Consider the following 21,333-nt stretch of genomic DNA (forward strand, 5'->3'; position numbering starts at 1 on the left):
ATTCCCATCGGATAGCTAGAAAGTCAGTCAATGAAGGAATTGCGGCGCAAAGTAATTTTGCCAGTTTTCCAACTGTCGGAGTTGACGACAGAAGACGATCCTCAGGCGTTCAAACGGGTTATTGACCAGGGCAAGGGACATCTTGATCTAATCTACCACTACCGCTTTGTCTGGGATGAGCAAGTTGGGCGTGGCTTCAACTACAATCTGTTTCCTGTTGTCCTTAGCCGAGAGGGGATGCCTTGGCACCTTGGCACTCTCTACATCTTGTCGCAGTTGGAGGGGGAAACTTCCCCCGTCATGACGTCTTACCAGAGCAAGGCTGACGATCTGGGAGCTTATAAAGAATGGCTGGACACTCAGATTCGACCTGATGAATTGATTTTCCAGTTTCCCAAGATCAAGTTGCGACGGCCAACGTATCGCTATCACGGCCATCTTCAGAAGCAGATACAAGCCGGAGAGATTGCGCCTTCAACTGGTAGGAGGCGCATGGGAACCGTGGTTGCTTTCTACCGCTGGTTGATTGAAAACAATTACTTCCAACCTGAGTACCCGCCGTGGGAGGAAAAGAAATTCCAACTTGTATTCAAAACGACCGAGGGACGCGCAATATCGAAGAGGGTAATTTCAACTGACGTTAGTATTCGTACACCAAAGTCGGAAGATCCTTTCGCAGGGGCCATCCAAGACGGCGGCAAGCTGCGACCGCTTACCGGCAAGGAACAGGATTGGATTCTTGAGGCCACCCTGGCCAAAGGTAACACCGAGTGCTACCTGTTCCAACTCTTTGTGTTGGCCACTGGCGCCCGTATCCAGACAGCCGGCACGCTCCGTCTGCGGCACTTCATTCAATCCAACCCACATTATTCCAAGTCGCTAACAGGGGAAGGAGAGGTCTTCAAACTGAAGGCAGGACCAGGCACGGGCATCGACACCAAGAACGACAAGAACGGCGTTTTACAGGTTCCACGACCCATTTATGAACTGCTTCACACCTATGCCACGTCCGAGCGCGCCAAAGTACGGAGGGGCCGGTTCGAGGTCAAGCACGGTGAGCACCCCGACCCCTACTTGTTCCTTACGCAGCAGGGTAGCCCCTATTTCACGGCAAGGGATGAGGCCCTGCGCTTCAACCCCGAACTCGACCGCCGTCACGAGAAGACAGGGCAAACAGTGCGACAGTTCCTCAATGAGCAAGTGATTCCCTACGTGCGCGAGCACCACAATAAAAACTTCCACTATCGAATTCACGACCTCCGTGCCAGCTTTGGAATGAACATGACGGAGCTTCTGATGAAATTAGTTCAAGCAAAAACCATCACCCTGCATCGGGCGCGGATGACCGTAAAGGATCTGCTATGGCATGAGAGCTTAACCACCACAGACCTGTATCTGAACTATCGCAATCAGATGGATGCTATCTACGAAGCAGTGAATGGCTATGGAAATCAGTTGAAAAAGTGGACCGAGCGAGCGATGAAGGGCATAGAGGTGATTGATGAATAAATCGGCTGCGCCCATTTTCTCCACGCGTTTGACTGTCACCATCAAACTACCTCTGGACAAGAACGTTCGCATTCTGAACCCGGAACAGGTCATTCTGAAAATCGGCTCTAATACCTATGACTTCGGCGCTTTCTGCTACGCCTTGCGCTCGCGCAAGAAACGCAACATACACAAGCCTGGCGAGGTTGTGCTCGGCTCCTTCCTTAGGCAGCGCCCCCGCCAAATCTTGCAACTCATCAGGGCACTCTCCCATCTCATCACCGACGGCGGCAAACGCATGGCGACAGTCAATGCCTATGCTCAGAGCCTGAAGGCATTCCTTGACTGGGCTGATACTAACGAGAAGAGCGACTGCCTGTCTGGGGGCGATGCCACCCGCGATACCTATCTAGCTTGGGCAAAGGACACCGGCGAACGCTACCGTCGGCAAGAGTTTGGTGCTGTGTGGCACAACCATCGACTTCAATATATCGAAGAGCTTCTCGAAGCCTCGACTGGGGGCGAAAACCTTCATCGCGGCGTCCGCAAAGTCAAGTACAGCAGGAGCTCCAATGGTGGCACCGACCCCTTGGCTCCGCTCGATTTTGCTCATGCGATAGCGCTCAACCAAGCACTGTTCGACGGGCTGTGCGACTTAGTGCTAAAGCAAATGACTTTCCCCTACAAGCTGATGTTGCCAGCCACCCTTGGCTGGTCAGAAAATCACCTCTGGGTTTTTCCCTCGCAAACTTGGCGTATGGTCCCGTACCAATGGGATGCCGAACGGGGAAAGCGTACCAAAAACTGTTGGGCATATGACTATGCCGCTGGCCGTCTCGCCACCACTGATGAGATTGAGCATCGCTATGCCGGGCGCTTCCGTTCAGAGCGACGCAAAGTGGCAAAGAGGCTAATTGCACAAGCACAGGCCCGTATTGACTCCGCCAATGCAAATGCACGGGATCGCGTACGAATCATGCTCGGAATGTACGCCCACAATGCGTTCCTGTTCCTCTTCTATTGCAACACCGGAGCCAATGAGTCAGTCGTGCGAGAAATCGAGACGGATGGCGAAATCGACACAACCACCCTCAACCAAAAATTCCGATCAATCAAGTTTCGGGCTGGAAGTAAGCCGATTACTCTAACTGTACCGGCCGCCTTTATGCCGTCTTTGCGCCGCTTCATGGAATTACGACGCTTCCTGCTTGGTGACAAGCCGTTTCCGTATCTATTTTTCACTTTGGGATTCTTGAACGCAAAGCCGGCAGGGCAGATCGGTTCGAATTCTCTATATTCGCTTTACAAAAGTCTGCTGCGTGTCATAGATCCGAAGTTACCGCGAATGGGGTCACGAAAGCTCCGTGCCAGTGTGGCAGACTGGTACCAGCGTCACCACGACGCATCGGTCACCGCCAAGGTGCTGCAAAATTCGGAGCAGACCACGCAGAAGCGCTACGACGCCGGGTCAGCAACTGATCACCGCGAGGAACTATCGCTGTTCATGAATTCGGTCTCAGAGTCTGCAAAAAAGCTGCGCGTTCTTCCGATCACGGCGGTAGTGGATACCAGACCGTTGGAAGAAGGCGGACGCTGCGATAACTTCGGCCATCCCGACGCTATGGCGAATCACGTACCGGTCAAGCCGAATTGCAAGGACAGCCAGGGTTGCCTGTTTTGCACACACAGGGTTCTGATCGCCTGCGAGGAGGACGCGCGTAAGGTGGCGTCCGCTGCCTTCGTCATGGAACAAGTGATTCTCGGCCCAAAACACGAGGAAGCTCTACGTCCGCTTATCGCTAAGTGCGACCAAGACCTCGAAAAAATAGCCGCCTTTGGCAACTGCCGCGCGATGACTGATCGGGTACTCAAGGATGTGTTTGAGAACGGCAATCTCACACCCTTCTTCGCCGACAAGTACCAGTTGTTTCTCGAATTGGGAGTCATTGCATGAAGATTGAGGCACGTATCTATCTGAACGGAGTCACCAAAGGCCCCGACCCTTGGGACGAAAACAAAGGCATCTACCTGCCACTGGACCACATCATCTGCCGCGACGTGGATGGCACCCCACATACGGTTGGCGAGTTCGTCTGGCCATGGACGGCCTACACAGCCCACCAAAAACGGTTCCTGTTGCATTTTTATTACTGGAAGCAAAAAGCGAACAAGATCAACGCCAACATGATGGATATCACGGTAGAGCGCGAAGCCCGTATGCGTGAGTTGCAGTTCCTGATGACACGGCAAATTTACTACGGCAATGAGAGCGCGCCAAATACGCTAAAAAATAAACTCGCTGTTCTGCGTAAACTCGCTCGCTTTTCCGAATCGCAAGGTTGCGCGGTGCGCGATGTGCTGACGCAGACGGCTCTGCTGGATGCCTTCGGCGCAAGCTTGCCCAATCAAATCATGGCTGACTGGATAACTTGGATCACGTTCCTTCGCCAACTCGATCCACAAATGCAACTGGGTTTCACGCTAGCAACTCCGAAGTGCTGGAAAGAAGTGGAGCGGCGCGCAAAGGAGTATCGTGACAACGTTCACCAGTTTGCGCCTCTACCGACTCGAATCTACGCCGCACTGATCAATAACCTCTCAGCGGAACTTGATGACATCGAGGTACACAAGAGCCGACTGATGGCCGCGTTGCGGGAAGCTTTTGACTTGTATCACCATGCTAAGGCAACCGAGACGGAGCATGGTCTGAGAATTGGTGGCGCCCTGATCAAGAAACACAACCTCGGAGCCTATCTCGAAAGACGCGGCTACGGCAGCAATCAGTTGAGGAGCATTGGAGGAGCGTTGCGCGAGATTTTCCAGGTGTGCAAGCTGCAGATTCATGTGTTCAGCGGAATGCGGGATACGGAGGCGCGCCATTTACCGTTCCACTGCATGGCCTCGGAAGAGAGTAATCACGGACGCAAGCACTGCTTGATCATCGGTTCCACGACAAAGTTCAACAAAGGGCGGCGTCTTAGAACGAAGTGGGTCACCACCGAGCGTGACGGATTCCGAGCAATTCGGCTAGCTCAGGAATTTGCGGCTATGTACTACAAGGTACTCGGTGTCACGCCGAGCAAAGCCGACGACATCAAGGACAACTATCCGCTGTTTCCTTCAACCGCCTACCTGCCCTGGATGATGGGACAACCTGTTCTGCCGGGTGTGCGCATTTCTGCTTGTGGAACAAAGCTTTCTCATACGGATGCTATGGATTCGATGCTGTCCCGCCTGTGTGCGACCATCGATGAGCAGGACATCGCTGAGCTTGAGGATATCGACCCCTTCCGCGCTTGGCACGAGGAGTCCGAATTCATGGTTGGCCAGCGCTGGCCTTTGACAACCCACCAGTTACGCCGGAGCCTTGCGGTGTATGCCAACGCAAGCGGCTTGGTCAGGCTCTCGTCCCTGCGTCGGCAGCTACAGCACATGACACGGGAGATGGCCCTGTACTATGGGCGCGGCAGCACCTTCTGCAAGAACTTCATTGCGGACGATCCTGCTGGATTCAAGAAGCACATTGCGGTCGACTGGCAGGACGGTGCTGAGGAGGCTGAGATGCTAGCCTTCGTGCGAGACGTTCTGAACAGCGCCGAGCCCATGTTCGGTGGAGCCGGCAACTTCTACGAGCGACAGCGCGAGCGCGGTGAGGTCATGTCGCGCGAGGAGGTTGGTAAGCAGATGAAGGCAGGGCTGCTCGCCTACCGCGACGGGCCTCTGGGCGGATGCACGCGACCTGGCATGTGTGAAACCCGCAAGGGCTTGAACCTCATTGACACCGTTTGCGCCACCAATGGGTGCAAACACCTGATTGGCAAGCACTCGAAGATTGTGCAGACAATTCGACTCAAGCGTGCGGCGATTGCCCACATCACACCTGGCTCGATAACTGAAGTGATGGAGCGGGAGGAGTTGGAGACACTAGAACGTGTGGAACGCGAATGGCGACTGCAGGAACACCCTGCGGCGCACTCTACGGGAGATGGAAATGCCTGACATCCTAAATGACTACTTCGAGGCTCTAAATCGTTTAATAAGGGGTAAGCCGGTCAATGTTCCTAAAGGAACCAAGATCACCAACGACTCGGTATCTCTGGAAGCAGGGCGCAAGAAAGGAACTATAAAGAAGTCTCGCCCAATATTCAGCGACCTCATCGAAGCTATTGATGCGGCTGCTAAGGCCGAGACAAAGCCAGGTAATGAATTACAGTCAAAACTGGACAAGGTTAAGGCCCAAGCTGCCCACTACCGAGGACTCTGGGAAGAGGCGTTGGCAAGGGAGATGTCACTGGTTAAGCAGTTATGGGACGAGCGAGAGGCTTGGGCAAAGGAACGTGCTGCGCTTTCGGATGGCAAGGTCATTTCCATGAGGAAGCCTAGTCGTGTCTTGAATCCTAAACGAGATAGCTAATCGCCAGCTCCGGATGCTTCACTTACAATCTGCTCAATCTATTGCCACCACAGTGTCGTATAGACCATAGTTAGACAAGCCTTGGTGGCTCTCTATGCCGGTATAGCGTAGCGACGCGTCTTCATAGCGACGGAAGGCGAAGACCGCCTGATTCATCTGCTCGGTATTGAACACCTTGAGCCGAACGAGCAAGTAAAAATCCGCTACGGTCAGGCCGGTGACGGTCAGGAACAAGTCTGGTTCCAGCTTGGTGATTACATCCTGCAAGGTGTTCTCGCGGAAGTCGGTCAGGTACATGAACGCCGGGATGCGGGTGGCGAACTTGATCAGCTTTTCCTGAATCTGTTTGCGCTTGGATTTGTACTCTTTCTCCTCCTCGGTCAGCTCTTTCTTCTCCTTCTCCGTCAATTCGCCGGTTTTTGCCTTGCCCTTGAGTTCCTTCACCTTCTCGCTCTTGTTGATGATGGTCTCGATGATATTGTCGCCCAGCGCGCGCCAGCCTTCGATGCGCTCCACGGCAGCCATCGCCTCGGCGTTTTCCATGATGCGCCGCAGCGTGTCGTTGTCCACATTCACCAGCAGCGCGCTCTCCCACTTGCGCGCCAGCAGCGTGGCAGAAGTGCCCGCCATCGCGATATCGAGGATGCCGCCCGCGTCGATCTGCGTCATGTTCGCGCCGTCGTAGGCCAGCACGGGCAAGAAGGACACCAGCTCCTTGACGGCATTTTCTGGATTCGATTCGTTGGGTGACAGGCCGATGCCGTACTCCGAAAGTTGCCGCAGCGCGCGCGTGGGTGCGAAGTCGAACACGAAGCAGACGGGCTTGAGTATCTCCTCCTCGTTCGGGTTGTCGCCGTTGGGATTCTTGATCCACCACGGCGACTGCACGCGGAACGCCGCCTGAAAATAGGTCTCGGGCGATTTGAGATTGCGCAGCATCAGGATGGATGACCACTGCGCCACGGTAACGCCGGTAGTGAGCTTGCCGCATGAGAGCGTGATGCTCTTGGTGTCGAATCCGCTGCCGATGGCTTTGCGTACCGGCGGCAACGCTTCCAGTCCGATCCCCGCCGCAGCGCCCGCTGCGACGGCCACTGTGTAGTCGCGCCAGAACACATTGTGTTTTTCGGCCAGCAGGTTCGCCATCGCATGGCAAGCCGCGACGTTAGGCAGAAACCAGAACGAGTGTTGCAGGTAAGGTAGCAGGCGCACATCGGAATACGGGAACGGCGGTCGCGCGCCGGTCTTCAGGTGCTCGACCGATTTCTGTGTATAGCCGCCACGGATGATGTCCAGCCACTTCTGCACATCACTCTTGTGCTTAAACTTTGCCGCCTTGCCTGTGCCCGATGCCTCGAAAAATGAGTTGAGATCGAACTCGTCAAACTCGCCGCCGCTGGCAATCGCCAGCAGTTCATCCGGCATCTGATAAGTCAGCAGCCGCATCTGTGGCAGCGCCCCATAGGGGTTACGCTTACTTGGGTGATCGGCGGCGAACACCTCCTTGGCGCGTTGCTCGTCGGTGTAGGTCCAGTTGAAAATCTGTTCCTCTATGAATTCGCCGGTCGCCAGCGCCTTGAATGGTGTGCCGGAGAGGTACAGATACGCCTTGGTGGTGATCGGCAGGAACTCGGTTTCCTTCTCCGAGAGCACGGTGAAATCCTCGTTCATATCCTCCAGTCCAGCGGCGTATTCGAGCTTGGCCTCCTTCTTTGCGACGGCCTCCTCTTCGCCCTCAAACAGTTCCTTCGCGGTGTCACGCCACGCCCCGAAGTGGTATTCGTCGAACACCACCAGATCCCAATTCACCGTGTGCAGCCACTCGTTCTTGGGCTTGATGTTCCCGACCACATCACGACCGAGCAGATCCTGAAAGGAGCCGAAATAGACGACCGGCTGCTTGCGGTCGATCTGCGTCGGGTCGCTACCGGATGAGCGCGAGAGATACTGCCAGCCGTTGAAGTCCACATGGTTTTCTAGGTCGGTCTGCCAGGCATCTTCCACCGCCGGTTTGAAGGTGAGCACCAGTACCCGCTTTGCGACTAGCTTCTTGGCCAACTGGTAAGCGGTGAAGGTCTTGCCGAAGCGCATCTTCGCGTTCCACAAAAAGCGCGGGGCGGCGTTTTTGTTTTCCGCCCAGATCGAGCGGTAGTAGTCGAAGGTCTTGTCCACCGCTTCGGCCTGCTCCCGACGCATTGGAAAGGTTTCGTGATGCGTTCCCGAGAAGCGCTGGCCGGTGCGCAGCTCGGTGAGCACGGTCTTCACATCCTTGAGCGAACAGCGCATCCACTCCAGCTTGACCTTCTCGAAACCTTTCTTCTGGAGTGCTGCACGCACCTCATGGTCGCTGAAGATACTGCCATCGTCGCGCTCGGCGGATTCGTTCAGTTCGATCTTGTAGTTTTCAATGGCAGCAGTCTTCAACTGCTCGGCGATGCGCTGCTTCACGTCGCGCGTAGTTTGCCCCACTTTGAGCAGCCCCTTGTGCGCCACATCGGCGATCGAATAGGCGTAGATGCGCGGCCGGGCTTCCGGCTTGGGTGCGAGGATTTCGTCGATGGTGGGCTTACTCATCTGCTTCATTGTCTAGACTCAACGCCCTGACTTGAGACTCGATGTACGCCTGCTCCTGCTTGGTGATTCCATATTTCTCGTAGAGCGCTTCGTCCGTCCAAGTGCGGTTCCACTTCTGGATCGGAACCCAAGTGTAAGTTGAGTGCGTTGCGTGCTGCGTGATTTTGCGTACCGAAACTAGGAAACGAAAGAACCGGGTTGTGTAGTACGTCTGGAGACTCTTGGCCGCTTTTTCCGAATCGACGGAAAAGAACAGGAACGACTGCGTACAGACAGAAGGCGATGGAGCGATCAGCGGCTTTCCCACAATTTGATGCGGCAACGCATCACCACCATTGAATGCCTGTGGGACAAGAACTTTCCATGTGTCGATGAGATGTGCGCTCTTGGTTACTTCCTTGCGCCCGATATAGCCCACGCTGCGTTTCATCGTGCGGATGTAATAGAGCGGCAAATCGCCGGCACGCTCCTTTTCGTGGAAACCGTCGAAATTCGATGTCCAGCCAAACTCCTTGTCGCGGGCGAGTATGGTGTTGATGGATGGCTCTGCCTGCTTCTGCACTTTTCGCAGAATCGACATGGCGCGACCATCCCGCACAAACACGTCGTACTCGCCAAGGTTGCGCGCCATCGGCCCGATAACCTCTCCGCCCCGACTGGTCGTCACACTGCAATCGCCGTTGTGCGCCGCATCCCACAAGAAATAGCAAACGCCCGCCTTGACCTCGACCCCAGGAAACACATCGCTTGCCGCCGGATAGTCGACAAGTTCGCGCATCCGTCGATCCCCGAGCATCGTCTGCCGGAACTCGCTAAGCCCAAGACCAGAAGCCATCCAGCGCGAAGGAATAATCATCGAGAGATAGCGTGGTTCCAGCTTCTTCGCCTGTTCAACGAAATGCTGGTAGATCGGCACGTCGCGCGTACCGCCGTCCGAGCCAAGTTGATACGGAGGATTCCCGATAATCACATCAAATTGCATGTCATCTCCAAACAGCTCGGCCAGCCGAGCTTTAATGTTGTCCGCGTGGATGAAGGCATAAGCATGGGTTTCCAGCTCATTACCCCTGTCATAGGTCGTTTGGCCCGCGCCACAAAACACGCATTTACCATGGGACCAGGTATGTTCTAAGCGCTCAAACCAGATGTTGCCTGCATCATTCGTGAATGAACCGGCAATTGAGTGCGGGCCATCGGCGTGCTTGGAGCAATACACACTGCGCCGTGCCAGCAAGCTGGTGAGATGCGTGATGCCGATGCCGAACACCTGCCGGGTCAGGATGTGATCGACGCGTTCGTCAAGATTCGGTATCTCATCTGCCAGCCCCTGTGTGAGGCGGCTGGTGATCTCGCGCAGGAACACACCCGACTTTGTGCACGGGTCGAGGAACGTCACTGTGCTGTCAGACCAGAGGTTAGCCCCGTCGTGGCTGGCCGCCCACGCCTCGGCTAGGGTATCCAGCATCCGATTGGCGAACTCCGGCGGAGTGAATACTTCATCGTTGGAAAGGTTCGCGATGCAGGTCAGCACATCGGGATTGCGCCCGCGCAGGGTGAAGGATGCCTGACCGTTCATGCAGCTTCCTTCGTAGTATTATCGGGCGTCATGCTAGCAAGCTCCCGAATGGTCATCGGAGGGTAGGTCTTCACTGGCGTAAAGATTTCATGCTTGGCAAACAGCGAGCCCTGTTCGGTATGGGAGGACATGCCAGTGAGCGTATCAAAGCGGAAGTCGCGGCGCTGAAACTTCCCCTTGCCCAGATAGCCCCATTCGGCAAAAGTAATCGGCTCTCCGCTGCCGACGCACATGCTCAAGGCGTCACCATGAACCAGATTCTGCGACAACACGTAAAAAGCAGCACAGTAGAGATCGTCTGATTCGTCGATGTTCAGATATCCAGAAAAGATTTCCAGCATGTTCTCGCGGCACTCGGCGATGTTATCTACCAGCAGCTCGATGCCGTAAATGCACATCAGCGCAAAGAGCGCATAGTGCTGCGTTTCAAAGTCAGATTTGCCGAACTTGCTTTCTACAACCGCGAGCTTGCGCTGCAAAACCTTCACAATGAAGTTACCGCTTCCACATGCCGGTTCCAGAAAACGCGCATCAATGCGCTCCGACTCGTCTTTCACAAGGTCGAGCATGGCGTCAACCATCCATGCAGGGGTAAATACCTCACCATGGTCAGCGACACGTTTTCGAGATTTGATCAGACTCATGGGTGGCAGATTCAGGCTATAGCGTTCTGGCATTGTACCTAATACCTCCATCTGAGTAACTTGATGCAAATTCCTAGAAGGATGTTTTCGGTTTACTCAATGCCGGCAATTAGCGGAGCAACATGTACAATTGACGCACACTCGGGTATATATTCCCAAAATGAATTTCGACTGAGAAAGATCCTGTGCGAACGATTGGCATAAGAGTTGCCCCCAAGGCCGTTACCTTTGTTGTGTTTGATGCGGACGGACAGATTGTGTTGAACACAGAAGATATTCGCATACCGATCGCATTCCGTACTCCCGACGCGCTCAAATATATCCGGAATAACTTGCTGGACATTCTGCGTGAGTACAGCATCGAGCGTGCGGGCATTCGAACAACAGAGCCAAATGCACAATCGCCAAGTATCGCTAGAATTCAGATTGAGGGGGTTGTGCAGGAAGCGTTTGCAAGCAGCCAGCTTAATTCCTACTACATCGGGCAGATTTCCTCCATTTCGGCTCGCCTCAATATCGACCGGGTCGATTTCAAACGGTACGTTGATGGTCAGCTCGACTGGCCGGTGGAGAATTGGGCCGATCTGAGTAAGGAACAGCGTGAAGCGCTGCTCTGTGCGATTGGGGCAAGCCGTGCTTAAACCTTATAGCAAAGCTGAGATTTCCTTTGATCTTCGCCAGGAGATCGGACAGGCAGGTGCAAATTCAAATACTCATGTTGCTCATGACCATCAACTGGACGCTGAGATCGTCATAAAAAAAATCCCGAAGGACTCGCTCGATTCAGTTCATATGTTTTTCGAGGAGTCGAGGGTTCTGTATCTAAGTAGCCATCCGAATGTGGTTCAGATATTTTATGCATGCCAAGATGCTGACAGCATCTATATTGCGATGCCATACTACCGGTGCGGATCGCTCAATGATCTGATCAACAGTCGCTATCTCACCGTCCGTGAGATTGTTGTGTTGGGTTGCCAAATTGCTAGTGGGCTACACAACATTCACTCGAAGCGACTTGTGCACTTTGACATTAAGCCGGACAACGTTCTTTTGTCTGATCGCGGCGAGGCATTGATTTCCGACTTCGGACTTTCTCGGCGATTGACCACAGCGGGAACGGCTGGGCAAGACCGCTTGTACTACAAGATGATGCCACCAGAGGCATACCAAACTTCAGATTTCACAAGCGCCTTCGACATTTATCAACTTGGCCTTACCTTGTATCGTATGTGCGGCGGCAATGTCGCTTTCGAAGAACAATTTGCGCAATTCGGCGCGACTTCGACGACCTTCGATCGAGATGGATTCAAGTTCGCAGTAAGGAACGGGCGTTTTCCAAACCGAGATGCCTTTGAAGACCATATTCCCGATCGTCTTCGACGGCTTGTGCGGAAGTGCATAGAGCCACACGCTCCCGATCGCTTCAAGGCGGCAATCGACGTTGCCAACGAGTTAGCTCAAATCGAGGATCGTTTGGACTGGCAGTTCGAGAAACAAGGGACAACACGCGTATGGACTAGAAGTGACGATGACAAGCATTTCCGACTTTCCGTCGATGCGAGCGGCTCCTCACTTGCCGAGAAGACGAGTGCGTCAGGACGCAAATCACGAATCACGGGCTATTGCAAAACCGGCATTTCCAGTCGTGAGATAAGACGTTTTTTGGGGGAAACCTAATGTCTTCAACAATTAAGAACGACGCATCGCGATACTTAACTCGCGCAACGTTGGCGAGCGCGTGCCCAATCCCAAATAACGACAACCTTTCCCGCCCAACAGAGGACGCTAGAGCAGAGCAACGTGAAGCTAAGGGAGTCATAGATCGTCGGTGGTACATCCAACTCCCCCTAAGACAATAAGGGGGCATCTTTCTGGCTAGAATGAGTGAGGTGTCGGTTGCGAATAACCTCCGACGTCAGTAAGAGTACATGTTACGGCGACTTGAAATTTGAGCACGGCAGAAATGGACAAAAGGGACTCAACTTGTCCATCAATCTTCGAAATTTGATGGACACGAAGAAAATTGTTATGTCACTGATTCTATGGCAAAGCCACTAGTCCATTTTTGGCTAACTTGGGTGTCGAAGCAATATTCGAACAGCGCGATGCCCCAACTCACCAGAGCCGCCACGTACCACGGCGATTGCGCAAAGTTCTTCAGATGACCATACCACGCGAACGTCATGAACACGTTGGAAGCGATCAGTAACAAGGTGGTGAGAATCAGCGGGGACGTCATGGCGCGGATGGTAACGGTAAGCGCGCCGCCGTGCCAGTGGATTGCGCTACACTTGGCGCATGGAAGCCCTCAACCAATTCTTTTCCAGCGACCTCAGCCTATGGGGACTGTTCCTGTCCAGCCTGCTCGGCGCGACCTTACTGCCGGGCGGCTCGGAAGTGGTGCTCGTTGGCGTACTGAAAATACATCCCGAACTACTCTGGCCCGCTTTACTGCTTGGCACGTTGGGCAACACCTTAGGCGGCATGATCTCGTTCGGGATGGGTTGGGCGCTGCCCATGACCCAGCAACTCAAGCATGTGGATAAGGTGCGAAACTACGGCACACCGGCCTTACTGTTGGCTTGGGCGCCCCTGATCGGCGACGCGCTGTGCGTAGCTGCGGGCTGGCTGCGACTTAACCCGTGGCACGCGGCACTGTTCATGGCAGCGGGAAAGTTTGGCCGCTACGGACTAGTCGCGCTGGCAGTTTGAGCCCATCCGTCGCGCAACATCGCCAACCCCCAGCCCACGCCGAAGCCGTTCACATCCGCAGCGACCATGCCCAGTCCGCCCTCACAGCGGCTAGCCGACAAGTCCACATGCAACCAAGGCGTGTCGTGCTCGACGAAGCGTTTGAGGAAGCGCGTCGCCAGAATGTGGTCGGCCTCGCCCGCTAGGGTGCATTGCTTGATGTCGGCGATCTTGGAATCCAGCTCGGCCTCGTAGTCTTCATCCAGCGGAAAAGCGCATAGCCGCTCGCCGGTCTCTTTGCCGACATGCACAGCACGCCGCACCAGCTCATCGAGATTGCCAAGCACACCAGAGTAACGCGCGCCCAGCGCAGTGGCCATGCTACCGGTCAGCGTGGCGAAGTCGATCATCAGGTCGGGCTTGGCGCGCGAGGCCAGCGTCAGCGTATCCGCCAGAACCATGCGACCTTCGGCATCGGTGTGGATGATCTCGATGGTCGTGCCGTTCAACGCCGTCACCACATCGTTCTGCTTGTAGGCTTTCGGGCTGATGTGGTTCTGCGCGATGGCCAGCCAGCAATCAATATTCACCGGCAGCTTGCTTTCGCTGGCAGCGAGTAGGATGCCTAGTGCCACCGCCGAGCCGTTCATGTCCTCGTGCATATTGTGCATGTAGCGCGAGGGCTTGAGGTTGTGGCCGCCAGTGTCGAAGCAAATGCCCTTGCCCACCAGCGCGACGGTCTGTTTCGCTTTGGGATGTTGGTAGCGGAGATACACGATGGCCGCGTCTTCGGGATCGCTGCCCTGTGCCACCGCGACAAAGGCACCTGCGCCCAACTTGCGCAGCGCCTTCACGTCGAATTCCTCATGCGCCCATCCCTGCGCGGCAGCCAACTTCTGCACCCGCTCGCGGTACAGCCCCGGTGTCAGCTCGTTGGGCGGCAATATGGTCAATTCGCGGCACAGCAAATTACCTGCCGCTTGCGCCTTAATTGGCGCGAAGGATTTTTTATCGGCTACGCCATACAGCTCGATCTTCTTCAACGGCTTGCGCTCGTCCTTCTTCTTGCGTTGCGGCAGCAGCGCCGCGTTCACCCAGGCGCCATAGACAGCCAATTCAGCGGCTTGCTGGCGTTGCGCCTCATCCCCCGATACGACGATGCCGAGGTTTTTCGGCTGCTCTTCCAGCAGGATCGCGAGCGCCTTGCGCATCTGCTCCTGCTGCGCAAAAGTATCCTTAGCAAAATCGATCATCGACCAAACCACCAAACCACCGGTAGGTGAGTTCGCGCTCACTGGCGATTTTTCCAGTTCATCGGCTTTCATATCGCGTCGCGATAGCACGGTGGTAAGCAAGTCGGCATACGGCAAATCGGCAGGCAGAGCCTTGGCCTTTGGCAACACCACCAACAAGTGCGGACAAGTCGGCAAGTCAGGGGAAACTACGAGTTGTGCTAACATTCGCGCCTCAAAATTATTCAACGCCGAGATTATACGTCCATGCGCGCCTACCTCGACCTGATGCAGCACGTGCTGGAGCACGGCAGCAAGAAATCTGACCGCACCGGCACGGGCACCACCAGCGTGTTCGGATATCAGATGCGCTTCGACCTAGCGCAAGGCTTTCCGCTGGTCACCACCAAGAAGTGCCATCTGAAGTCCATCATCCATGAACTGCTGTGGTTCTTGCAGGGCGACACCAATATCAACTACCTGAAAAAAAACGGCGTCAAGATCTGGGATGAGTGGGCGAACGAAAACGGTGATCTTGGCCCCGTGTATGGCAAGCAGTGGCGCTCTTGGGGGGCTGCCGATGGCCGAACCATCGACCAGATCAAGATCGCCGTCGATCAGCTCAAACACAACCCCGATTCGCGCCGCATCATCGTCTCCGCTTGGAACGTGGGCGAACTCAATCAGATGGCGCTCGCGCCCTGCCACGCCTTCTTCCAGTTTTACGTGGCCGATGGAAAACTGTCCTGCCAGTTGTATCAGCGTAGCGCAGACATCTTCCTAGGCGTGCCGTTCAACATCGCCAGCTACGCATTGCTGACCATGATGATGGCGAAAGTGTGCGGCCTCGAATACGGTGATTTCGTGCATACATTCGGCGATGCGCACCTGTACTCGAACCACATGGAACAGACCGCGCTGCAACTGTCGCGCGAGCCGCGCGCGCTGCCGACGATGAAACTCAACCCGGAAGTGAAAGACATCTTTGGCTTCAAGTTCGAGGACTTCACGCTGGAAGGCTACGACCCGCACCCTGCGATCAAAGCGCCCGTCGCCGTTTAACTCAAGAAAGTCACTATGGACATCATCCTGCTACTCAAAGCCGCCATTCTTGGCGTGGTCGAAGGTTTCACCGAATTCCTACCTATTTCCTCTACCGGCCATCTGATTCTGGTTGGCGACCTCCTCAACTTCAACGACGAGCGCGGCAAGGTGTTCGAGATCATCATCCAGTTCGCCGCGATCCTCGCAGTTTGCTGGGAATACCGCACCCGCATCAGCGCGGTCATCATCGACCTACCACACGACAGACACGCGCAGCGCTTCGCCACCAATGTAATGGTCGCCTTCTTGCCCGCCGCAATCTTGGGTTTCCTATTCGCTAAGAGCATCAAGGCGCATCTGTTCGCGCCGGTGCCGGTAGCGCTGGCCTTTATCGTCGGTGGCTTCATCATTCTTTGGGCGGAAAAGCGCGACCACCAAACGACCATACACTCTATCGAAGACATGAGCTGGCAAGATGCGCTCAAGGTCGGTCTGGCACAGTCGCTGGCGCTGATTCCCGGTACCTCACGTTCGGGCGCAACAATCATCGGCGGCTTGTTCTTTGGCTTGTCACGCAAAGCCGCGACAGAGTTCTCCTTTTTCCTCGCCATCCCGACACTGTTCGCCGCCACCCTCTACGAAGTGGTGAAATACCGTGACCTTTTCCACATCAGCGATCTGCCTATGTTCGCGGTCGGTGGCGTCGCCTCGTTCATCAGCGCCTTCCTGTGCGTGCGCTGGCTGCTTCGCTACATCAGCAATCACGATTTCACGCTGTTCGCTTGGTATCGCATCGCCTTTGGATTGGTGGTACTCGCTACCGCGTGGAGTGGAGCAGTAAGCTGGTCGGCCTGATTTCAAGGATGGCTGTCAACTTCAGCCACCGCAAAGCGTTACTGCACAAGCCTCATCTGGAAAAATCATTCGCAGATGGAGTTGATTGGAGTGACGGCGTTGGCGATTGCCACGCTGTTTATCAAGGCACTACTTAATTTGGAGAGAACATGAAATCTATCATTGCAAGCATGATCGCAGCAGCCGGTTTGATGGTTGCCGGTTCCGCCGCCGCCGTCGATATGCCAGCCACGGCCAAGAAGCTCAACTGCACCGCCTGTCACGCGATTGACAAAAAGGTAGTCGGCCCGGGCTGGAAGGCAGTTTCCGACAAATACAAGGGTGACGCTGGCGCTGAAGCCAAACTGATCACCAAAGTAACCAAGGGCGGCGGCGGTGTTTGGGGTTCGATGCCTATGCCTGCCAATGATCCAAGTGGCACGAAGCAAACCGAGATCAAAGAATTGGTCAAATTCATCCTAGCCCTGTAATTCAGGCTTGATGAGAGAAGAGGCCGGGGGGACCCGGCTTTTTCTTGTCTGCAAAATTGACAAGGGCGGGAAGCGCTCCGCATAATCCGCGCGTTCACTCCCTCATTCCTTGATTCCGCCATGTTGCCTAAATTTCCCGCTCTGACGCTCGCCCTGCTTCTATCCGCCACCCTCGCCGCCTGCGGCAAATCTGAAACACCCGCCAACGCAGCCGCAACAGGCGAGATGATCGTGAAGATCGGCTCCATCGCACCACTGACTGGCCCGCAGGCGCACCTCGGCAAGGACAATGAGAACGGCGCGCGGCTGGCGATCGAAGATGCCAACGCCAAGGGCATCACCCTCGCCGGGCAAAAAGTGCGTTTCGAGCTGGTGAGTGAGGATGATCAAGCCGACCCCAAGACTGCCACCATCGTGGCGCAGAAGCTGGTGGATGACAAGGTGAATGGCGTCATCGGCCACCTCAACTCCGGCACCTCTATCCCCGCCTCACGCATCTATCACGACAGCGGCATCCCGCAGATCTCGCCCTCGGCCACGGCCATCACCTACACGGCGCAGAATTTCAACACCACCTTCCGCGTGATGGCCAATGATGGCCAGCAGGGCAAAGCATTGGGCGAATTCGCCGCCAGCAACCTGAGCGCGAAGAAGATCGCGGTGATCGACGATCGCACCGCCTACGGCCAAGGTTTGGCAGACGAATTCATCAAGGCGGCGCAAGCCAGCGGCGCACAGATCATCGCTCACGAATACACCAACGACAAAGCCGTGGACTTCACCGCCGTGCTGACTTCGATCAAAGGCAAGCAACCTGACCTAGTGTTCTTCGGCGGCATGGACCCGCAAGGTGTGCCGCTGGTCAAACAGCTCAAAGCACTGGGACTGAGCGCCAAATTCATGATGGGAGATGGCGGCTTTACGCCCAAGCTGATCGAGCTGGCGGGCGCGTCCGCCGAAGGTGTGTATGCCTCACTACCCGGCGTGCCGCTGGCGCAAGCGCCCGCAGGCAAAGATTTCACCCAGCGCTACGAAGCCCGCTTCAAGCAGCCCATCCAGCAATACGCGCCCTATTGCTACGATGCGGTCAACGTGATGATCGCCGCCATGCAGCGCGCCAATTCCGCCGAACCGGCCAAGTATCTGCCGGAACTGGCCAAGACCAACCATGACGGCGTGACCGCCAAGATCGCCTTCGATGCCAAGGGTGATCTGACCGGCGGCGCAGTGACGCTGTACCAAGTGCAACAAGGCAAGTGGCAGCCGGTGCTGACCATGGGCGGCGCAGCCAGGTAACGCCTCCATTCGATGGAAATCCTCCTCCAGCAAATCCTCAACGGCCTCGTCCAAGGCAGCGTGTATGCCTTGGTCGCGCTTGGCTACACCATGGTCTATGGCATTCTTGGGCTGATCAACTTCGCCCACGGCGAGGTGTTGATGGTCGGCGCGATGGTGGCGCTGTCGGTGATGCTCAAGCTCATCGCCGTCGGGCTGGCCGCGCCGCTGGTGCTGCTGTTCGGCTTGCTAGTCGCCGTCCTCGTCTGCATGGCGCTCGGCTACAGCATCGAGCGCATCGCATACCGCCCGCTGCGTAACGCGCCTCGCCTCGCCCCGCTCATCACCGCCATCGGCGTGTCCATCGTGTTGCAAAATCTGGCGATGATCTTCTGGGGACGCGAATACCGCGCCTTCCCCGCTCTGCTGCCCAGCGGCTCGCATACCATAGCCGGTGCAGTCATCAACGACACGCAGCTCATCATCATTTTCGTTTCCCTGCTGGTGATGGCCGGGCTAATGGCGCTGGTACACCGCACTCGGCTGGGACGCGCCATGCGTGCCGTGGCTGAAAACCCCGCCGCTGCGCAACTGATGGGCGTGGACACCAACCGCGTCATCTCCGTCACTTTCATGCTCGGCTCCGCACTGGCTGCCGTGGCCGGACTCATGGTTAGCGCCAACTACGGCATCGTGCATTACTACATGGGCTTCATCCTCGGCCTGAAAGCCTTCACCGCCGCCGTGCTGGGCGGCATCGGCAACCTGCGCGGCGCCATGCTGGGCGGGGTATTGCTAGGATTGATCGAGAGCCTAGGAGCAGGCTACATCGGCGGACTCACCGGCGGCTTCCTCGGCAGCAACTACCAAGACGTGTTCGCCTTCTTCGTCCTCATCGCCGTGCTGGTATTTAGGCCTTCAGGATTGCTGGGGGAGCGGGTGGCTGAACGGGCTTGATATTTCCGACAATGCAAACTAGGTAAGCGCGCACTTGCTCTAAAGGCGGTAGGTGTGAGTGTTAGAAAGTATGCGGGACTGCCCAACAAGCTCGTTCACTGAATAGCCAGTCTCGACATACTCCTCCGTCCTCAGCACCCTACCGTCAGCAAACATCGCAGCAAGCTGATACTCACCCTCTCCGCAAACAGAAAAACGGAAGGTGTGCTCCTGCCTGGGCAGGAGAGTAGCTACCGAAAAGATGCTTGTTGATCCACAGCTAGTGATGCTCAAGCTGATGGAACGAATTTCTGCCGCAGTAGTGTTCTGCACCATGACGAATACGAGCGGAGAACCCCAACCTCGAAGAGCCGAAGTAAGCGCACCAACAGCGAATGCCACAAGTGCTAGGGCTAGCACGCCAGAAAATTTAAGTGCAGTAGAGCGAGCCATGTGCTTTAACGAATTTATCTCGCAATCTTCGCACCCCGCTCCACACAAATCCCCACCATCTTGCTTCCCCGTATCGCCTGGAGTTTGGCGACGCTGACTTTCACCCAAGGGGCTTTGAAGTCGTCGAGGATGATGCGGGCGATGTGTTCGGCCAGGGCTTCGAGCAGGTTGAAGTGGCGGCTGGTGAGCACGTTCTGGATGTGGCGGACGATCTCGGAGTAGTCGAGGGCATCGTTGATGTCGTCGGTCTCGCAGGCGCGGCTGTTGGGCAGGGCGATCTCGAGGTCGATCTGCAAGGTTTGCGGTACGCGTTTTTCCCATTCGTACACGCCGATGAGCATGTCAACCTTGAGTTCGCGAAGAAAGATGATGTCCATGTAATGCTGCCGTCGTTTGGTGGTCGCAGGGAGTTGGCGTAGAATCCGCCAACCAACGCATTTTAAGTCATTCCCGATGCCCAACCTGTTTTTTGTTGTCTCTGCCTACCTAATCGGCTCCATTTCCTTCGCCGTCATCACCAGCAAAGCCTTCGGCCTACCCGACCCGCGCAGCTACGGTTCCGGCAACCCCGGCGCGACCAACGTGCTGCGTACCGGCAAGAAAGCCGCCGCCGCGCTGACCCTGCTGGGCGATGCCGCCAAAGGCTGGCTAGCGGTATTCCTGACGCTGAAATTCGCCCCGCAGGATGCGCAACTGGTGGGTCTAGTGGCCTCGGTTTCCATCGCCGTGTTCCTCGGCCATTTGTTCCCGATCTTCTTCAAGTTTCAAGGCGGCAAGGGCGTGGCCACCGCGCTGGGCATCTTGTTAGCGCTGAATCCTTGGTTGGGGCTGGCCGCTTTCGGCACTTGGTTGATCGTCGCGAAGGTGTTCAAAGTGTCATCGTTGGCTGCACTCATCGCCGCCGCCAGCGCGCCGATCTTCACTTGGCTGCTCAACGAGCCGATGGAATACACCGCCGTCGCTTTCACCCTCGCCGTGCTGTTGGTATGGCGACACAAGAGCAACATCCAGAAGCTACTTTCCGGCCAAGAAGGCAAGATCGGCGGCAAGGCGTAGTCCGCCCACCGCCGAGTTTTCTCAACTCCTCCGTCCCGCCACAAACTGCGCTGCCACCTCGGCCACGCGCTGACCGAACAGTCGCCCGGTTTCCAAATCGCCGGGCCACACTTCATCGGGCGAGGCATCGGACGGCGTGCTCGCCATCGCGCCCGCAAACGAGCCGACGTAGTTCACATCGTTACGCTGCGCCGCTTTGGCGTTGGACGGCATCATGCCGGTGCCGACCCAAATCATGCTCTGTTGCATCGCCAAGGTGATGAAGTAATGCAAGGTCGAGTGCTTGTCGCCATTCATGGTGGCGGAATTGGTGAATCCTGCTGCGACCTTGTTCTTCCACTTCTGGTGAAACCACGCCTTGGATGATGCGTCGGCGAATTTCTTGAACTGCCAGCTTACCGATCCCATGTAGGTCGGCGAACCGAACACAATGGCATCGACGGCATCCAGCGTCGCCCATTGCGCTTCGGTCAGATTGCCTTCGGCATCAATGGCGACCAAAGTCGCTTGAGCACCCTCCGCCACCGATTGCGCCAGCTTTGCCGTATGTCCATAACCGCTGTGATACACCACTGCCACTGTTGCCATCTACGTCTCCTAAAGGGTTAAGAAAAAATTGCGCAGC

20 protein-coding genes are annotated in these 21,333 nt (G+C 55.9%); 13 read left to right on the forward strand and 7 right to left on the reverse strand.

The genetic code is table 11. The annotated features are described in order from the left end of the window. The first annotated feature begins 30 nt into the window (after positions 1-30). From OYT1_RS13045 to OYT1_RS13060, 4 genes are read left to right on the forward strand one after another with little or no spacing between them, the layout of a single operon-like run. Entirely contained in the window at positions 31-1,509 is a 1,479-nt protein-coding gene (locus OYT1_RS13045) for a site-specific integrase (protein ID WP_062627352.1), read from the forward strand. After that, positions 1,502-3,442: a hypothetical protein gene (locus tag OYT1_RS13050; RefSeq protein WP_062627351.1), complete on the forward strand. Its 1,941-nt coding sequence runs from the start codon at positions 1,502-1,504 to the stop codon at positions 3,440-3,442. Before OYT1_RS13045 ends, OYT1_RS13050 begins: the two co-directional genes overlap by 8 nt. Then, positions 3,439-5,487 carry a hypothetical protein gene (locus OYT1_RS13055; RefSeq protein ID WP_062627350.1) on the forward strand — a complete coding sequence of 683 codons (2,049 nt, stop codon included), beginning with the start codon at positions 3,439-3,441 and terminating at the stop codon, positions 5,485-5,487. The genes OYT1_RS13050 and OYT1_RS13055 overlap by 4 nt, the downstream gene beginning before the upstream one ends. Beyond that, positions 5,480-5,902 carry a hypothetical protein gene (locus tag OYT1_RS13060; RefSeq protein ID WP_062627349.1) on the forward strand — a complete coding sequence of 141 codons (423 nt, stop codon included), beginning with the start codon at positions 5,480-5,482 and terminating at the stop codon, positions 5,900-5,902. Before OYT1_RS13055 ends, OYT1_RS13060 begins: the two co-directional genes overlap by 8 nt. Positions 5,903-5,935: 33 nt before the next feature. On the opposite strand, the gene OYT1_RS13065 is transcribed toward OYT1_RS13060, so the two are convergent. The 3 genes from OYT1_RS13065 to OYT1_RS13075 are packed head-to-tail and all read right to left on the reverse strand — an operon-like array spanning position 5,936 to position 10,696. Then, complete coding sequence (locus OYT1_RS13065; protein WP_062627372.1) at positions 5,936-8,476, reverse strand: DEAD/DEAH box helicase family protein; 2,541 nt, start codon at positions 8,474-8,476, stop codon at positions 5,936-5,938. Beyond that, a complete protein-coding gene (locus tag OYT1_RS13070) occupies positions 8,469-10,052 on the reverse strand; it encodes an Eco57I restriction-modification methylase domain-containing protein (RefSeq protein WP_062627348.1) in 1,584 nt (527 codons plus the stop codon). The genes OYT1_RS13065 and OYT1_RS13070 overlap by 8 nt, the downstream gene beginning before the upstream one ends. Then, a complete protein-coding gene (locus OYT1_RS13075) occupies positions 10,049-10,696 on the reverse strand; it encodes an N-6 DNA methylase (RefSeq protein WP_062627373.1) in 648 nt (215 codons plus the stop codon). The genes OYT1_RS13070 and OYT1_RS13075 overlap by 4 nt, the downstream gene beginning before the upstream one ends. A 260-nt stretch (positions 10,697-10,956) precedes the next feature. On the opposite strand from OYT1_RS13075, the gene OYT1_RS13080 reads away from it, so the two are divergent. Together OYT1_RS13080 and OYT1_RS13085 are read left to right on the forward strand one after the other, a co-directional pair. Beyond that, positions 10,957-11,337 carry a hypothetical protein gene (locus tag OYT1_RS13080; protein ID WP_197714090.1) on the forward strand — a complete coding sequence of 127 codons (381 nt, stop codon included), beginning with the start codon at positions 10,957-10,959 and terminating at the stop codon, positions 11,335-11,337. Further along, positions 11,330-12,373, forward strand: a complete 1,044-nt coding sequence (locus tag OYT1_RS13085; protein ID WP_062627371.1) for a serine/threonine-protein kinase — start codon at positions 11,330-11,332, stop codon at positions 12,371-12,373. Before OYT1_RS13080 ends, OYT1_RS13085 begins: the two co-directional genes overlap by 8 nt. 349 nt (positions 12,374-12,722) lie before the next feature. Here the strand turns inward: OYT1_RS13085 and OYT1_RS13090 are convergent, their stop codons facing one another. Further along, positions 12,723-12,935 carry a DMT family protein gene (locus OYT1_RS13090; RefSeq protein ID WP_062627346.1) on the reverse strand — a complete coding sequence of 71 codons (213 nt, stop codon included), beginning with the start codon at positions 12,933-12,935 and terminating at the stop codon, positions 12,723-12,725. 59 nt (positions 12,936-12,994) lie between these two features. Between OYT1_RS13090 and OYT1_RS13095 the strand changes: the two genes are divergently transcribed. Beyond that, complete coding sequence (locus OYT1_RS13095; protein WP_062627345.1) at positions 12,995-13,408, forward strand: YqaA family protein; 414 nt, start codon at positions 12,995-12,997, stop codon at positions 13,406-13,408. Here the strand turns inward: OYT1_RS13095 and OYT1_RS13100 are convergent. Next, entirely contained in the window at positions 13,381-14,847 is a 1,467-nt protein-coding gene (locus OYT1_RS13100) for a M17 family metallopeptidase (protein WP_062627344.1), read from the reverse strand. The two genes, OYT1_RS13095 and OYT1_RS13100, sit on opposite strands and share 28 nt — an antisense overlap. A gap of 39 nt (positions 14,848-14,886) precedes the next feature. Here OYT1_RS13100 and OYT1_RS13105 point away from each other — a divergent pair, with 39 nt between their 5' ends. From OYT1_RS13105 to OYT1_RS13125, 5 genes are all read left to right on the forward strand, one after another. Next, complete coding sequence (locus OYT1_RS13105) at positions 14,887-15,681, forward strand: thymidylate synthase (RefSeq protein WP_062627343.1); 795 nt, start codon at positions 14,887-14,889, stop codon at positions 15,679-15,681. A 15-nt stretch (positions 15,682-15,696) separates the two neighbouring features. Beyond that, positions 15,697-16,518: an undecaprenyl-diphosphate phosphatase gene (locus OYT1_RS13110; RefSeq protein ID WP_062627342.1), complete on the forward strand. Its 822-nt coding sequence runs from the start codon at positions 15,697-15,699 to the stop codon at positions 16,516-16,518. A gap of 149 nt (positions 16,519-16,667) precedes the next feature. Then, positions 16,668-16,988: a c-type cytochrome gene (locus OYT1_RS13115; RefSeq protein ID WP_062627341.1), complete on the forward strand. Its 321-nt coding sequence runs from the start codon at positions 16,668-16,670 to the stop codon at positions 16,986-16,988. Between the two features lie 120 nt (positions 16,989-17,108). Then, on the forward strand, positions 17,109-18,284 hold the full coding sequence (locus tag OYT1_RS13120) for a branched-chain amino acid ABC transporter substrate-binding protein (RefSeq protein ID WP_088178230.1): 1,176 nt from the start codon (positions 17,109-17,111) through the stop codon (positions 18,282-18,284). 12 nt (positions 18,285-18,296) lie between these two features. Continuing rightward, positions 18,297-19,220 (forward strand): branched-chain amino acid ABC transporter permease, encoded by a 924-nt coding sequence (locus tag OYT1_RS13125; RefSeq protein ID WP_062627340.1) that lies wholly within the window; start codon positions 18,297-18,299, stop codon positions 19,218-19,220. A gap of 446 nt (positions 19,221-19,666) precedes the next feature. Here the strand turns inward: OYT1_RS13125 and folB are convergent, their stop codons facing one another. After that, on the reverse strand, positions 19,667-20,029 hold the full coding sequence (gene folB / locus OYT1_RS13135; protein WP_062627338.1) for a dihydroneopterin aldolase: 363 nt from the start codon (positions 20,027-20,029) through the stop codon (positions 19,667-19,669). 76 nt (positions 20,030-20,105) lie between these two features. On the opposite strand from folB, the gene plsY reads away from it, so the two are divergent. Continuing rightward, positions 20,106-20,708 carry a glycerol-3-phosphate 1-O-acyltransferase PlsY gene (plsY, locus tag OYT1_RS13140; RefSeq protein WP_062627337.1) on the forward strand — a complete coding sequence of 201 codons (603 nt, stop codon included), beginning with the start codon at positions 20,106-20,108 and terminating at the stop codon, positions 20,706-20,708. Between the two features lie 21 nt (positions 20,709-20,729). Here the strand turns inward: plsY and OYT1_RS13145 are convergent, their stop codons facing one another. Beyond that, positions 20,730-21,296, reverse strand: coding sequence for a flavodoxin family protein (locus OYT1_RS13145; protein ID WP_062627336.1), 567 nt, complete (start codon positions 21,294-21,296; stop codon positions 20,730-20,732). Positions 21,297-21,333: the final 37 nt, after the last annotated feature.

The organism is Ferriphaselus amnicola (assembly GCF_000974685.2).
Taxonomy (GTDB): Bacteria; Pseudomonadota; Gammaproteobacteria; order Burkholderiales; family Gallionellaceae; genus Ferriphaselus; species Ferriphaselus amnicola.

Coding starts and splice junctions, on each gene's coding strand:
- OYT1_RS13045 (WP_062627352.1), top strand. CDS start 31: ATGAAGGAATTGCGGCGCAAAGTAATTTTGCCAGTTTTCCAACTGTCG.
- OYT1_RS13050 (WP_062627351.1), top strand. CDS start 1,502: ATGAATAAATCGGCTGCGCCCATTTTCTCCACGCGTTTGACTGTCACC.
- OYT1_RS13055 (WP_062627350.1), top strand. CDS start 3,439: ATGAAGATTGAGGCACGTATCTATCTGAACGGAGTCACCAAAGGCCCC.
- OYT1_RS13060 (WP_062627349.1), top strand. CDS start 5,480: ATGCCTGACATCCTAAATGACTACTTCGAGGCTCTAAATCGTTTAATA.
- OYT1_RS13065 (WP_062627372.1), bottom strand. CDS start 8,476: ATGAGTAAGCCCACCATCGACGAAATCCTCGCACCCAAGCCGGAAGCC.
- OYT1_RS13070 (WP_062627348.1), bottom strand. CDS start 10,052: ATGAACGGTCAGGCATCCTTCACCCTGCGCGGGCGCAATCCCGATGTG.
- OYT1_RS13075 (WP_062627373.1), bottom strand. CDS start 10,696: ATGAGTCTGATCAAATCTCGAAAACGTGTCGCTGACCATGGTGAGGTA.
- OYT1_RS13090 (WP_062627346.1), bottom strand. CDS start 12,935: ATGACGTCCCCGCTGATTCTCACCACCTTGTTACTGATCGCTTCCAAC.
- OYT1_RS13095 (WP_062627345.1), top strand. CDS start 12,995: ATGGAAGCCCTCAACCAATTCTTTTCCAGCGACCTCAGCCTATGGGGA.
- OYT1_RS13100 (WP_062627344.1), bottom strand. CDS start 14,847: ATGTTAGCACAACTCGTAGTTTCCCCTGACTTGCCGACTTGTCCGCAC.
- OYT1_RS13105 (WP_062627343.1), top strand. CDS start 14,887: ATGCGCGCCTACCTCGACCTGATGCAGCACGTGCTGGAGCACGGCAGC.
- OYT1_RS13110 (WP_062627342.1), top strand. CDS start 15,697: ATGGACATCATCCTGCTACTCAAAGCCGCCATTCTTGGCGTGGTCGAA.
- OYT1_RS13115 (WP_062627341.1), top strand. CDS start 16,668: ATGAAATCTATCATTGCAAGCATGATCGCAGCAGCCGGTTTGATGGTT.
- OYT1_RS13120 (WP_088178230.1), top strand. CDS start 17,109: ATGTTGCCTAAATTTCCCGCTCTGACGCTCGCCCTGCTTCTATCCGCC.
- OYT1_RS13125 (WP_062627340.1), top strand. CDS start 18,297: ATGGAAATCCTCCTCCAGCAAATCCTCAACGGCCTCGTCCAAGGCAGC.
- folB (WP_062627338.1), bottom strand. CDS start 20,029: ATGGACATCATCTTTCTTCGCGAACTCAAGGTTGACATGCTCATCGGC.
- plsY (WP_062627337.1), top strand. CDS start 20,106: ATGCCCAACCTGTTTTTTGTTGTCTCTGCCTACCTAATCGGCTCCATT.
- OYT1_RS13145 (WP_062627336.1), bottom strand. CDS start 21,296: ATGGCAACAGTGGCAGTGGTGTATCACAGCGGTTATGGACATACGGCA.